Consider the following 14,028-nt stretch of genomic DNA (forward strand, 5'->3'; position numbering starts at 1 on the left):
CTTAATTACGGATCAGCAATTTTGCATATTCTCGCATATATATTCAGACAGTTCCAAAAAGTCCCGAGATAATGCTAGTTACATCACTGTAAATTATAAACAGAATAGTATTCCATTTAACGGTGAATCATACATCTGTTTTATTTCCCGTAATCTATTGTCATTTCAAATGAATAAAAGAATAATCCAACCGTTTGTGTAGCACGAAAATGCGGATTTGCGCGAGGTCGCAAAGCTGGCGTTAATTGATTGTAATCAAGTTGTGATTCCTATAGCTTTACTTGGTTGGTTAAAAACTACCCTACAAATACATTTATAAAAAAATACTCTCAAGGAGAACTACATGAAAGTAGCCGTTATTGGTGCCGCTGGCGGTATCGGTCAAGCCCTTGCCCTTTTACTAAAGAACCGTCTTCCTGCTGGTTCTGATTTAGCCCTATATGATATTGCCCCTGTAACTCCAGGTGTTGCCGCTGATCTTAGCCACATCCCAACACCAGTATCGATCAAAGGATACGCAGGTGAGGATCCAACACCTGCACTGGAAGGCGCAGATGTGGTTCTAATTTCTGCTGGTGTTGCACGTAAGCCAGGTATGGATCGTGCGGATCTATTTAACGTTAATGCTGGTATCGTTAAGGCATTGGCTGAGAAAATTGCTGTAGTTTGTCCGAAAGCATGTGTTGGTATCATCACTAACCCTGTGAATACTACTGTGCCAATCGCTGCAGAAGTACTTAAGAAAGCTGGCGTTTATGACAAGCGCAGACTATTCGGTGTAACTACACTTGACGTTATTCGTTCAGAAACCTTCGTTGCTGAGCTGAAAGACAAAGATCCAAGTGATGTTCGTGTACCAGTTATCGGTGGTCACTCAGGCGTGACTATTCTTCCTCTGCTTTCTCAAGTAGAAGGCGTTGAGTTTACTGCTGAAGAAGTTGAAGCACTGACTAAGCGTATCCAAAACGCGGGTACTGAAGTCGTTGAAGCGAAAGCGGGTGGCGGTAGTGCAACTCTATCTATGGGCCAAGCAGCGTGTCGCTTTGGTCTGTCTCTAGTACGTGCTCTTCAAGGTGAAGAAGGCGTTGTTGAGTGTGCTTACGTTGAAGGTGACGGTGAGCACGCACCATACTTTGCTCAGCCAGTGAAGCTAGGTAAAGAAGGTGTTGAGGAAGTACTAAGCTACGGTGCACTAAGCGACTACGAAAAGTCTGCTCTAGACAACATGCTAGAAACGCTAAATGGTGATATCAACATCGGTGTTGAGTTCGCGAAATAATTTTAAGCGTTTATACGTTTATAAAAAGCCGATCTTAGGGTCGGCTTTTTTGATCCCTTTATTCTGTCTGACGTAAAAGGTGTAACGTCAACAATGTCAATCAGGAGTAGGGTATGGAAGCAAGTCGAATCCGTAAAGGCATGGTTGTAGAGTGCCAACAAGGTGTCGGTACGATTCTTGTTGTTGATCGTGAAGCAGAAACCGTTTTACTGGCTAAACAGGGAACTGACCAGCAAATCGCAGTCACGTTTGACGAGATAGAAGATGACCCGCAGCTACACGGAGGGAGCGACCGTTATTATTAGCTGAGCAAACAACACTGGAACGAGAAAAGGAAGAGCGTGCTCTTCCTTTTTATTTTCAGCCTTAAACCACCAACGTTGGTCGGTGGTTATAATTGATCGCCTTGCTGGTCCAGGTAGCAGTGCTTATCGAGTGCGCTTAACCGCTACATGAGCCAGTGTAACGAGTGCTTCTTTATACTCTGACTCAGGCAGTACAGACAGCTCCGCGATTGCCTTGTCGGCTTCGTCGAGGGCTTTTTGAGTCGTGTACTCTAAAGAACCTGCTTCTTTCATGACAGCGAGGATATCGTCAAGACGATCCATTCCGTTTGCTTTCTCGATCGCTTCACGGATCATCTGAGCATTTTCAGGTGTCGTGTTTCTCATCGCATGAAGTAAAGGAAGGGTAGGTTTACCTTCTGCTAAATCATCGCCGACATTTTTACCCATGTCTTCGCCATCGGATGTGTAGTCCATGACGTCGTCAATCAGTTGGAATGCGGTACCTAAGTACTTACCGTAATTCTGTAATGCAATTTCGACGTGCTCAGGTGCATCATTCAGGATGGCACCAATTTGTGTCGCAGACTCAAACAGGCGTGCCGTCTTAGAGTAGATGACCTGCATGTAGCTTTCTTCTGTCGTGTCAGGATCGTTACAGTTCATTAATTGCTGAACTTCACCTTCGGCGATCACGTTTACGGCGTTACTCATTAACTGAAGGATCTTCATGGATCCTAGCTCAGTCATCATCTGGAATGAGCGAGTATAGATAAAATCCCCAACTAGCACGCTTGCTGCGTTGCCAAAGGCAGCATTTGCGGTCGCTTTACCACGGCGCATATCTGACTCATCTACCACATCATCGTGCAACAGCGTTGCTGTATGGATGAACTCAATAAACGCAGCTGCCATGGTATGACCGCTGCCTTGATATCCAAGAGCACGGGCCGACAAAATCGCCAATAGCGGTCTTAGGCGTTTGCCTCCACCACTGACGATATAGAAACCGAGCTGATTGATTAAAGAGACATCAGAATTTAGTTGGGCTTGAATTGTTTCATTCACTTTTGCCATGTCATTGGCAGTAAGCGCTTGGATAGTTTTAAAATCCATTGTATATCCGGCTGAAGTTAGACCCTGCAAGGCTTATTCGATTTATATAATTGTCGAATAATACACTAAAAAACGTTGATTAATACATTACTAAAGGGCATGATTGCCGCACTTTTCTTTGGCGATTAGCTTTTCGCCAATTTTTTCAAAATATGGCTTGTCATAGGGACATCTCTTCTGTAGAATCTGCGCCCTATTGATGATTAGTTTAGCGCACACCCTCACGAAAGGCTGTGCGGAAAAAGCGGAGTAAAATATGTACGCTGTTTTCCAATCTGGTGGTAAACAACACCGTGTAAGCGAAGGTCAAACTCTTCGTTTAGAGAAATTAGACGTTGAAACTGGTGCAACTGTAGAATTTGATAAAGTTCTTCTTGTTGCTAACGGCGAAGACATCAAAGTTGGTGCTCCTCTTGTAGAGGGCGGCAAAATTGTTGCTGAAGTTGTACAACACGGTCGTGGCGATAAAGTTAAAATCGTTAAGTTCCGTCGTCGTAAGCACTCTCGTAAGCAACAGGGTCACCGTCAGTGGTTCACTGAAGTGAAGATCACTGGTATCAACGCTTAATCTATTAGGAGAGTTTAACAATGGCACACAAAAAAGCTGGTGGTTCTACTCGTAACGGCCGCGATTCAGAAAGCAAACGTCTAGGTGTTAAGCGTTTCGGTGGTGAATCTGTACTTGCAGGTAACATCATCGTTCGTCAACGTGGTACTAAGTTCCACGCTGGTAACAACGTAGGTATCGGTAAAGACCACACTCTATTCGCTCTTACTGAAGGTAAAGTGAAGTTCGAAGTGAAAGGTCCTAAGAACCGTAAGTTTGTTAGCATCGAAGCTGAGTAATTAGTTTTTAACTTAATTACTTAATAGCTTTAAGCTGAATTCAAAAGCCCTGCCGAATCGGCGGGGTTTTTTATTTGTAGGCAGTCGACATATCGAAACTTCTCGGTAGATCCAAAGCGATTCGAATCTGGGAGTTTAGATCTGTCATCTGCTAAAATTGTCGGATGACAAAGTAGATTTAATCCACGCACGAAGTAGTCGGAGTAAAAGATGAAGTTCGTAGATGAAGCTGTAGTAAAAGTTCAGGCAGGCGACGGCGGTAGCGGCGTTGTTAGTTTCTGGCGTGAAAAATTCATCACTAAAGGTGGTCCTGATGGCGGTGATGGTGGTGACGGCGGCGATGTATATATCCAAGCTGACGAAAACCTAAACACCCTAATCGATTACCGTTTCCAACGCTTTTACGAAGCAGAGCGTGGAGAAAATGGCCGCGGTGGTAACTGTACTGGTAAGCGTGGTAAAGATATTGTGATGCGTGTGCCAGTTGGTACTCGTGCAGTCGATATTCACACTAACGAAATCGTTGCAGAAGTTGCTGAACACGGCAAAAAAGTAATGGTAGCTAAAGGTGGTTGGCACGGTCTGGGCAACACGCGCTTTAAGTCTTCTGTAAACCGCGCTCCTCGTCAGAGAACGTTGGGTACTAAAGGTGAAGTTCGTGAAATTCGTCTAGAGCTATTACTGCTTGCTGACGTTGGTATGCTTGGCTTGCCAAACGCTGGTAAATCAACCTTTATTCGCGCTGTATCTGCTGCAAAACCAAAAGTGGCGGATTACCCATTTACGACGCTTATCCCAAGCTTAGGTGTGGTTAGTGTTGTACCTGAGAAAAGCTTTGTAGTTGCGGATATCCCTGGTCTGATTGAAGGCGCTGCGGATGGTGCAGGTTTAGGTATTCGATTCCTGAAACACCTAGAACGTTGCCGCGTTTTACTGCACATGATCGATATCATGCCGATTGATCAGTCTGATCCAGTGCAAAACGCACTAACGATCATTGATGAGTTGGAACAGTACAGTGAAAAGCTAGCTGATAAACCTCGTTGGTTGGTGTTCAACAAAGTTGATCTAATGCCGGAAGATGAAGCGAATGAAAAGATCCAAGAGATCTTGGATGCGCTAGGTTGGGAAGACGAGTACTTTAAGATCTCGGCAATCAACCGTTCTGGTACGAAAGAACTTTGTTACAAGCTGGCAGACTTTATGGAAAACCTACCTCGTGAAGAGGAAGAAGTTGCTGAAGAAGATAAAGTTAACTTCATGTGGGATGACTACCATAAAGACGCAATGGCTGGTAAAGACGTTGTTACTGAAGATGATGACGACGATTGGGATGACTGGGACGATGAAGAAGATGACGGTCACGTTGTCTACGTTCGTGACTAATTTTATCATCCGGTAATAATTACCAAGAAAATTTAATCAAGCCGCAATGCCTATTGCGGCTTTTTTTGTATCTAATCATATTTAGATGATGTGATTTACGGCACAATAATACTCATGCCAGTAATGTGTGATCATAAAATTGCGTAGGAAACATCGTTTAAAGCAAGGAAGAATGTGCGGTATTTAGTGGTTCTAATTCTAATATTCTCACGTGACTATAGGCGATTTGGTCCAGCAAGAATGATTTATTAATTTCTGGAACTAGTATCATTAATTATGCAGACCCTAAAAGGACTTAGATGTATCTATGGCATTAGAAACTATACCTACCACAAAGGTATCGGTATCAAATCAAAGGGCGATTTCTCGCCTTGTTGCTCAAGCTGGGCAGATGTTGCTTGCTCATGGTGCTGAAAGTACCTTAGTGAGCGATATCATGCGCCGCATTGGCCTTGCTTGTGGTGTTAATGAAGTCGCGGTAGCACTCTCTGCAAATGCACTTGTCGTAACCACGCTGATGGATGGGCATTGTATTACCACAACACGAAGTTGCGCCGATCGTGGTATCAATATGCGAGTTATCACGCAAATTCAGCGTATTTGTATCATGATGGAACGAGGGTTGCTCGATTCAACCATGGCGCAGAAAAAGCTTAATCATATCAGTCCTGAGCGCTATAACCGCTGGCTGGTGGTCTTTATGATCGGACTATCGTGTGCGGCATTCAGTCATTTAGCAGGAGGGGATATAAGCATATTTTTCATGACTTTCTTAGCCTCTGCTGTCGGCATGATTGTTCGCCAGGAAATTGGCCACCGTCATTTCAATCCTTTACTCAATTTTGCTGCTACGGCATTTGTGACGACCTTAATTTCTGCGCAGGCGGAAATCTATCAGATTGGTAACTTACCTACGGTCGCGATGGCATCGTCAGTGTTGATGCTAGTGCCGGGCTTCCCATTGATTAACTCGGTAGCCGACATGCTAAAAGGTCATATCAATATGGGGATTGCCCGCTTTGTCATGGCGAGTTTATTAACGCTTGCGACCTGTCTAGGCATTGTGGCTGCGATGAGTGTGACCGGGATTTGGGGATGGAGCATCAGATGAGTACTGTCGATTTGCTGGTTGGATTATTAAACGACATGTTTTTTGCCGCTATTCCGGCTGTGGGGTTCGCATTGGTCTTCAATGTGCCGCATAAAGCATTAATCTATTGTGCGGTAGGCGGGGCGATTGGTCATGGTAGTCGTTATTTAATGATGCAGTTCGGGATTCCTATTGAATGGGCAACCTTCTTCGCGGCGACCTTAGTTGGGATGATTGGTGTGTATTGGTCTCGTCGCTTTTTGGCCCACCCGAAAGTATTCACTGTTGCTGCTCTGATCCCTATGGTTCCCGGCGTGTTTGCCTACAAAGCCATGATTGCGATGGTAGAGATAAACCATTTAGGTTACTCACCTGAGCTACTTGCGACGTGCATGGAAAATTTTCTTAAGGCCATGTTTATTATTGCAGGTTTAGCCATTGGCCTTGCTGTTCCGGGGCTGTTATTCTATCGCCGCAGACCGATAGTATAAGGACCCGACATGATCATTAGTATGATTGCCGCGATGGCAGACAATCGTATCATTGGTAAAGATAATCAAATGCCATGGCACTTGCCGGCTGACTTCGTATGGTTTAAGCGTTGCACCATGGGTAAGCCCGTCGTCATGGGACGCAAAACGTATGAGTCTATCGGACGTCCGTTGCCTGGTCGTCTTAATATCGTTATCAGTCGTGATGAATCTCTAAGTATCGAAGGGGTGACGACAGTGACGTCCATTGATCAAGCATTAGAGGTTGCGGGTGATGTGGAAGAAGTGATGATCATTGGTGGTGGAGCTATTTACTCAGCCTGTCTACCACTCGCAACGAAGTTGTATGTGACACATATTGAGGCAGCTATCGAAGGTGATACGCAGTTCCCTGATTGGGGGAATGAGTTTAAAGAAACTTATTCTGAAGCGTATCAAGCGGATGAGAAAAACGCCTACAACATGCGCTTTACGATTCTGGAAAAATAATGGTTATAAAAAAGCACCGCGAATGCGGTGCTTTTTGTTTGTCGTGTAGGTTTATGTTAAGAGAATGAATCGCTTAACTTAATGCCTGTTGGGTAAAAATTTGTTTATCTTCCCAACGGATCATCGTTAGTTCTCCACCCCAAACACAGCCAGTATCCAGACCAATCACTTCTTCATCGATATGGCCTTGTAATGCCGCCCAATGTCCGAATAGGACAGTCTTGCCTAGCTCCACTCTCTGTGGAAGATCAAACCAAGGAATTAACTCTTCATCTGTCACTTGTTGTGGCGGAAGTTTGCAATCCATGTCCAGGCGTCCATCCGGAAAACAAAAGCGCATACGCGTAAATGCATTGATGGTATAGCGATAGCGATCTAACCCTGTCAGAGAATCATCCCAGTAATCAGGTTTGTTACTGTACATATTGTGCAGTAGCCACGATAGGTGATCACTTTGCAGGATGTTTTCTACTTCGCGTGCGCATTGGCGGGCTGTTGCCAAATTCCACTGTGGTGAAATTCCGGCATGGCACATAACGAAGTCATCATGCTCCGCAAGAAGCGGTTGCTTAGAGAGCCATTGCAATAACTTTTTACAGTCTGGGGCCGAAAAGATTGGGGCGGTTCTGTCTTTATCTTTCAATTTCTTAACGCCATGAGCGACGGCAAGTAAGTGCAGATCGTGATTGCCAAGTACCACTTTGGCACTGTCACCCAATGATTTAACAAAACGTAAGGTTTCTAACGATTTAGGCCCTCTGGCGACGAGATCACCCGCTAGCCAGAGTTGATCATTCTTGGGAGAGAAAGATACTTGTTCTAATAGGCGCTGCAGTTCTTCAAAGCAGCCTTGGATATCACCAACAATATAGGTAGCCACTGACTCTCCAATCTTATTAATTTAAAACATTCGGAATGGCAAGACGGAACGGTTCTATTTCAGCGATGAACTCCTGACCATGTTCATCTAGCATTTTATAGTGTCCCTGCATAACACCGACGGGTGTTTCTAGCGCAGTCCCACTGCTGTAGGTGTATTCATCGTTACTTGGAATAAACGGCTGCTGGCCAACCACACCATCGCCTTCAACGGTCATCTGTTTGCCATTAGAGTCGGTGATCAACCAACGACGGCTAATCAATTGCACAGTTTGCTGGCTCAGGTTTTTAATCGTGATGGTGTAGGCAAAAACGTAGCGTTGTAGCTCGGGATTAGACTGTTCTTCGATGTATTTGGTGTGAACTTGAATTTTAATGCAGGGTTGGATGACGTCCATGTACACTCCTTGGAAAAATTAGCAATAAGCCAAACCGACAGGGTTTGGCTTATTGTTTGGTTTACTTAGTGCTGTGGGTTATCCGCCAGCCAGTTCGCCATCGCGACGAATTGCTCTAGCGTCAGGTTCTCTGGACGCATACTTGGGTTGATTCCCAACTCTTCCAGCACTTCTGTACTCAACAGTGATTTGTAACAGTTACGTACGGTCTTACGGCGTTGGTTAAAGCCTTCACGACATACGCGATCCAGTAAACGTAAGTCTTTAGCTGGACATGGTAGTACTTCGTAAGGAACCAGACGAACGACGGCTGAGTCTACTTTCGGTGGCGGTACGAATGCTGTTGGTGGCACTTCCAGTACTGGCACCACTTTACAGTAGTACTGAGCCATGACCGTCAGACGGCCGTAAGCTTTGCTGCCTGGACCTGCTGCCAAACGGTTAACCACTTCTTTTTGAAGCATAAAGTGCATGTCTTGAATGTCTTTATGGAATTCAAAAAGGTGAAACATCAACGGGGTAGAGATGTTGTACGGCAAGTTACCGAAGATACGTAGCTTGTTATTCGGTTTTACGAGCTGTGTGAAGTCGAAACGCATCGCATCGCCTTCATGAATCGTTAACTTGTCCGCCAGCTCTGGGTGGTTACGTAAACGCTCTGCCAGATCTCGGTCAAGTTCGATAACGGTGAACTTGTCGACTTCACGACCGACAGGTTCAGTAATAGCGCCCAGACCTGGACCGATTTCAACCAGATTCTGGCCTGGTCTTGGGTTAATCGCTGATACGATACCATCAATAATGTATGGATCGTTCAGGAAGTTTTGACCAAAACGTTTACGCGCTTTGTGTCCTAAATGGACATCATTTCTCATTGTTTCTTCTCTACCAATTCTATCGCATGCGTGAGCGCTGTTCGGAAACTCCCTGTATCCGCCTGACCTGTCCCTGCCAGATCTAATGCAGTACCGTGATCCACCGATGTTCTAATAAAAGGTAGACCAAGCGTAATGTTTACTGAACGACCAAAGCCTTTGTATTTTAAAACTGGCAATACTTGATCGTGGTACATGCCTAAAACAGCATCAGCATCGTTTAAATATTTGTCATTGAAAATGGTATCTGCCGGCAATGGGCCGATCAGATTAAACCCTTTTTCTTGTCGAATCTTTTCCAGTGTCGGAGTGATGGTTTCGATCTCTTCACGACCTAAACAACCATCTTCTCCCGCATGTGGGTTAAGCCCGCAAACATAGATGTTTGGTTGCTTGATGGCAAATTTTTCAACGAGGTCTTTATGAAGAATATCGATGATTTTCTCTAATCGCTCTTCAGTGACGGCTTTTGACACATACGCCAAAGGAATATGTGTGGTTACCAGCGCAACACGCAGTCCTTCCGTCGCCAGCATCATCACAACTAACGGCGTATTAGACTTCTCGGCAAAGAATTCAGTATGTCCACTGAATGCAACGCCAGAGCGATTGATCACCCCCTTATGAACAGGGCCGGTGACAATAGCATCAAATTCGTCATTCATACAGCCTAAAGCGGCTCTTTCTAGCGTTTTTAATACATAGTGGCCATTCGCTTCATTGAGCTGGCCAGCAACCGCGCTTTCTGATATTTCAACATGATCAACGATAAGCGTGCCGGCTTTCTGTGCTTGTGGCGCTTCTTCTGAATTATAATCAGAGAGTTGGACATCGATACCAAGTAATTTGGCTCGTTCCATTAACATGTTCTTATCTGCGCAGACGACGATTTGGTGTGCCCAGTCTTCTTTTGAGAGAGCAAGCACCAGGTCAGGGCCGATACCCGCAGGTTCCCCTGCGGTCACGACAATTCTGCGGACTAAATTAGTTGTCATTGCTGTCATCCACGATTTCAACAAACGCACTTGCACGCAGTTCCTGCATCCATGCGCCTGCTTCTTCATTAAACTTACGGTTGAAGAGAATGCGGTAAGCTTTATTCTTCAATGCAGAGTCTGTACGGTCAACCTGACGGCGATCCAGCACTTCTACAATATGCCAGCCGTGAACGGTTTTGAATGGTTCACTGATCGAACCCACTGGTAGTGTTTCTACCTGATGTTTAAATTCAGGTACGTAAAGGTCCGGAGTTTGGTAACCAAGTTCACCGTTCTGAGCGGCTGAGCCTGGGTCTTGGCTGTATTGAGACGCTAACTGAGCAAACGTTGCTTCGCCTGCTTTAATGCGACGAGCATACTCATTTAATTGTTTTTTAGCACCGTCATCACTCAGGATAACCGTTGGTTTGATCAGGATGTGGCGTGCGTTAACTTCCGTTACTGCAACAGTTTCCAGACCTTTTACATCGTCAATTTTCAGGATATGGAAACCAACACCACTACGGAATGGACCGATGATGCTGCCTTTGTTCTGCATATTGATTTGGTCGGCAAAGATGGTTGGCATTTCCTCTTTGCGCATCCAGCCCCAGTCACCACCTTGCAAGGCTTTTGGCCCTTTAGAGTAGGTGTAAGCCATTTCAGTGAAATCAGCGCCGTCATTGAGTTTTTTGGCCAGCGCTTTTGCTTCTGCTTCTACTGCCGACTTTTCTTGATCATCAGAGAAGCGCAGCTGGATATGGCTGATTTTGTATTGAACCGTGGCGTTGGTTTCTTGTGATAACTGTTCTGAAAGGCTGTCTACTTCCGCAGGCAGAATGTTTACACGACGACGTACAAGCGCGTTACGTGCTTCTGACGCTGCAATTTCCTTACGGATTTGCTCGCGGAATTCTGTGTAACTTAGCCCTTCGCTTGCAATCGATGCCGTCAGTTGCTCCACACTTTGATTGTTGTTGCGTGCAATCTCTGCAATTGCCTGATTAAGGCGGCTATCGTCGATACGAACGCCGATACGATCCGCTTCCTGGCCTTGAAGCGTATCAAGAATCAGTTTTTCTACTACTTGGTCATGCAAAACCTGGGCAGAAGGTAGGCTTTTACCACTTTGGCGAGCATTGGCTTGTAGCGTTTTTAATGCTGTGTCGATATCACTTTGTAGAATGACACCGTCATTAACGATAACAGCAACCTTATCAAGCTCTACTGGTGCTGCAACGGCTCCGCAAGAGAGTAGGGTCGTAAATAAGATTGATTTCCAAATTTTCATTTAAAATTCCGTCAGTATTTTTAATTAGTGTCTTATTTACTCTAAGACGCTTAATTCGATTAATTGTTCAGATAGAATGGGCGACCATATTTGATTGTGTTATCTGAGCCTTCCAATTCTTTGGCAGCAGTGCCGTTGGTTTGGTTGGTGGCAAACCCTTGAATACCGACGCTAACACTGAAGTTGCTTTCGTATTCTGCTGATGCCCCTGAGCCGCCGATAATCTGGTCTTCCCAGCCTAACAGTTGGTTAGAGTAGGTTAAACCGATATACCAACAATCAGATTGATAGCGTAAGCCTGCTAGCCATTCTAAGTCGTTATTTTCATTTAGGTCATAGTAGTACTGACCACTGGCGGACCAGTTCTGGTTGAATTCGTAAGCGGCAACAATACCTGCCTGAGAAATACCTTTACGAGTAATGGTGTCCAGGTTTTCGAGAATGATCGTATCTTCAATGTATTCACGAGTGACATAACGGTAGTTACTTTGAATAAAGCCACCGTCGAACTGGTACTCTAACGTGCTGTTCGCAAGTTGCATTGAGCCTAGGTCGATGTCGTACTGAATACCGCCATGATAGAACACGGAATCGTTGTAGTTGAAATCAGCTTCAATCGCCCAAGACGAATAGTTTGTTGTTTCATCTGGATCGGTTGGGTTGTTGCTGAGCTTGGTCTTTTTATCAAAGTAGTAGATTTGACCAAATGAAATATTGAGACGTTCTTTATAATCGTCATCAAAGAAACGTGTGCTCGCACCGTAGCTTAGCTGGTTTGCGGATGCGATCTTATCAATACTACTGTACTTACGGCTGCGGAATAGACCGTAGTAATCGGTTTGAAGCAACGTTGTATCATAGTTGTAGATATTGGTTTGATCTTCTTTCGGTACGTACAAGTACTGGACCTGCGGTTCCAGAGTTTGGGTGTAACCTTCGACCCAGCTGGTATCACGTTCAAGGTAAATCTGCGCATTACTACGGAACTCTGGAATCACACGAGACACTTTTTCATCCAGCTGAAGCTCTAGATCTGAGTCGGTAAGACCATTTAAGTCTTGAGAGTAGTAAGTCGCAAGTACGCGTGCTTCTGTGGTCCAGGCCGACCAAGAGTTTGACAGTGGGATAGTAAAGCCTGGCTCGATATGAAAGCGAGTTGCATCAGGTTTTGCGTTATCACTGGTGTCAAAGCGGCTAAGTTGGCTTTTAACATCAAAGTTCAGGTAATTTCCCCACACTGGCGTGTAGTAGTTTAATGCCAACTGAGGCATCAAACGGTAAGGTTTGTTTTCTTCTTGCAACAAGACCTGGAAGTCACGAACCGATAATGAGGCGTCCCAGAAATCTGAACGGTACTGGACTTCTCCTTCCTGCATCAGTTGACCATCTTCACGGTTACCGATATCAGAGTCGAGATCCAGGAAGTAATCGATATCGCTAACTTCTGAGTAATCGACATCGACAACCCAATGCTTGTCGATAATGCCTTCATGCTTAAACTGGTAGCCCCAGCGCGTTTCATCGGCATACTTTCTGTCTGAATTTAGGTATTCGCCTTTGATTTCACCTTCTCCCCAACCATCGGTTAGATAGCGGAAGTCGGTGTCGAATTTGGTACCACGTTGCTGCATGTAGAGCGTGGTCAGGGTCATATCGTATTGAGGTGCAATGTTCCAGTAGAATGGCACTTCTACTTCCATACCATCGCTAGAACCGTACGATAGAGAAGGGAATAGCAGCCCCGATTTACGTGTATTGCCAATTGGCATCGTCAGGTAAGGGACGTAGAAGATTGGCACATCTAACACTTCAAAACGAGGGTGGTGCAGTGTTGCCGTCTCTTCATCCTGGTCGACATCGATACCCGACGCAACCAGACGCCAAGAGTTATCCCCCTGAGGGCAGGAGGTGATAGAACCGTCTTCCAGTTCATAAATCGACTGGCCAGTACGCGCAATATAAGCCGCTGTTCCTCGGCCTTGTTGGCAAATGAAGTAGTAGTCTGTGTTCTCGAGAGAGAAAGTGTCTTGATCAATATCGCTGGTGACGCGATCCGATCGGGCTTCGACCTGACCATCATTGAAGGTGACATTACCTTCAGCAACCACGACGTTGTCTTGTTGGTGCAGCGTTACGCTATCTGCGGTGATTTTCTTTTGACCTTGCGTGACTTGGACGTTGCCAGAGTACTGTGCTTTATCGCCACTAATGGCTTGCAGTCTGTCAGCTTCGACTACTACGGGTGCATTTAAAGCGTCCTGCTCACCACTCGTTTCGACCAAACATTGATCTGTGGTGGGCATTTCCTGCACACTATCATGGATATTCGCGTCAGCTTGAGTGGTAGGTACAAACAAGGCGGTGCTGATAGAGGCCGCTAAAAATGTGCGGGAAAAATGTTGCATTGAATCGAACTTTCCTGTGTCACTGTTATACCAATCGTAGTAAATAACTACTAACTTACTTACGGTAATTGATATTACTCGATGGCTATAGGGCTCGTTGTACCCTAGCGTAATAGCCAAATGAATCAACTACTATCGTCGTAAATGTCCCAGCTCATTGACTCGCTGTGGCATAATCGAGATAAAGTAGCTGCAAAGATAAGCAGGCGAATGGCCTAGCCG

The 14,028-nt window shown here is 45.2% G+C and carries 15 protein-coding genes; 8 read left to right on the forward strand and 7 right to left on the reverse strand.

Features of this window, described 5'->3' with window-relative positions; all coding sequences use genetic code 11:
- Positions 1-343: 343 nt before the first annotated feature.
- Positions 344-1,279, forward strand: a complete 936-nt coding sequence (mdh, locus tag VEJY3_RS01625; protein WP_014230708.1) for a malate dehydrogenase — start codon at positions 344-346, stop codon at positions 1,277-1,279.
- Positions 1,280-1,392: 113 nt separating this feature from the next.
- Complete coding sequence (locus tag VEJY3_RS01630) at positions 1,393-1,584, forward strand: hypothetical protein (RefSeq protein ID WP_014230709.1); 192 nt, start codon at positions 1,393-1,395, stop codon at positions 1,582-1,584.
- A 123-nt stretch (positions 1,585-1,707) separates the two neighbouring features.
- On the opposite strand, the gene ispB is transcribed toward VEJY3_RS01630, so the two are convergent.
- Positions 1,708-2,679, reverse strand: a complete 972-nt coding sequence (gene ispB / locus VEJY3_RS01635) for an octaprenyl diphosphate synthase (protein WP_014230710.1) — start codon at positions 2,677-2,679, stop codon at positions 1,708-1,710.
- A 256-nt stretch (positions 2,680-2,935) separates the two neighbouring features.
- On the opposite strand from ispB, the gene rplU reads away from it, so the two are divergent.
- The 6 genes from rplU (at position 2,936) to folA (ending at position 6,981) form a co-directional block, all read left to right on the forward strand.
- A complete protein-coding gene (rplU, locus tag VEJY3_RS01640; protein ID WP_005383096.1) occupies positions 2,936-3,247 on the forward strand; it encodes a 50S ribosomal protein L21 in 312 nt (103 codons plus the stop codon).
- Positions 3,248-3,267: 20 nt separating this feature from the next.
- A complete protein-coding gene (gene rpmA / locus VEJY3_RS01645; protein ID WP_005383095.1) occupies positions 3,268-3,525 on the forward strand; it encodes a 50S ribosomal protein L27 in 258 nt (85 codons plus the stop codon).
- Positions 3,526-3,735: 210 nt separating this feature from the next.
- Positions 3,736-4,911: an Obg family GTPase CgtA gene (gene cgtA, locus VEJY3_RS01650; RefSeq protein ID WP_014230711.1), complete on the forward strand. Its 1,176-nt coding sequence runs from the start codon at positions 3,736-3,738 to the stop codon at positions 4,909-4,911.
- Positions 4,912-5,218: 307 nt separating this feature from the next.
- A complete protein-coding gene (locus tag VEJY3_RS01655) occupies positions 5,219-6,022 on the forward strand; it encodes a threonine/serine exporter family protein (protein WP_014230712.1) in 804 nt (267 codons plus the stop codon).
- Positions 6,019-6,492 (forward strand): threonine/serine exporter family protein, encoded by a 474-nt coding sequence (locus tag VEJY3_RS01660; RefSeq protein WP_014230713.1) that lies wholly within the window; start codon positions 6,019-6,021, stop codon positions 6,490-6,492. The genes VEJY3_RS01655 and VEJY3_RS01660 overlap by 4 nt, the downstream gene beginning before the upstream one ends.
- A 9-nt stretch (positions 6,493-6,501) precedes the next feature.
- Positions 6,502-6,981 (forward strand): type 3 dihydrofolate reductase, encoded by a 480-nt coding sequence (gene folA, locus VEJY3_RS01665; protein WP_014230714.1) that lies wholly within the window; start codon positions 6,502-6,504, stop codon positions 6,979-6,981.
- A gap of 73 nt (positions 6,982-7,054) precedes the next feature.
- Here the strand turns inward: folA and apaH are convergent, their stop codons facing one another.
- The 6 genes from apaH to lptD all read right to left on the reverse strand — a co-directional run bounded on the left by apaH (position 7,055) and on the right by lptD (position 13,806).
- Entirely contained in the window at positions 7,055-7,861 is an 807-nt protein-coding gene (gene apaH / locus VEJY3_RS01670; RefSeq protein WP_014230715.1) for a bis(5'-nucleosyl)-tetraphosphatase (symmetrical) ApaH, read from the reverse strand.
- A gap of 16 nt (positions 7,862-7,877) precedes the next feature.
- A complete protein-coding gene (apaG, locus tag VEJY3_RS01675; RefSeq protein ID WP_014230716.1) occupies positions 7,878-8,258 on the reverse strand; it encodes a Co2+/Mg2+ efflux protein ApaG in 381 nt (126 codons plus the stop codon).
- Positions 8,259-8,323: 65 nt separating this feature from the next.
- Positions 8,324-9,133 carry a 16S rRNA (adenine(1518)-N(6)/adenine(1519)-N(6))-dimethyltransferase RsmA gene (rsmA, locus tag VEJY3_RS01680; RefSeq protein ID WP_014230717.1) on the reverse strand — a complete coding sequence of 270 codons (810 nt, stop codon included), beginning with the start codon at positions 9,131-9,133 and terminating at the stop codon, positions 8,324-8,326.
- A complete protein-coding gene (gene pdxA / locus VEJY3_RS01685) occupies positions 9,130-10,128 on the reverse strand; it encodes a 4-hydroxythreonine-4-phosphate dehydrogenase PdxA (protein WP_014230718.1) in 999 nt (332 codons plus the stop codon). Before pdxA ends, rsmA begins: the two co-directional genes overlap by 4 nt.
- Complete coding sequence (gene surA, locus VEJY3_RS01690) at positions 10,118-11,401, reverse strand: peptidylprolyl isomerase SurA (RefSeq protein ID WP_014230719.1); 1,284 nt, start codon at positions 11,399-11,401, stop codon at positions 10,118-10,120. Before surA ends, pdxA begins: the two co-directional genes overlap by 11 nt.
- A 59-nt stretch (positions 11,402-11,460) precedes the next feature.
- Positions 11,461-13,806, reverse strand: coding sequence for an LPS assembly protein LptD (gene lptD / locus VEJY3_RS01695; protein WP_014230720.1), 2,346 nt, complete (start codon positions 13,804-13,806; stop codon positions 11,461-11,463).
- Positions 13,807-14,028 lie beyond the last annotated feature (222 nt).

Origin of the sequence: Vibrio sp. EJY3 (assembly GCF_000241385.1) — a bacterium.
Taxonomy (GTDB): Bacteria; Pseudomonadota; Gammaproteobacteria; order Enterobacterales; family Vibrionaceae; genus Vibrio; species Vibrio natriegens.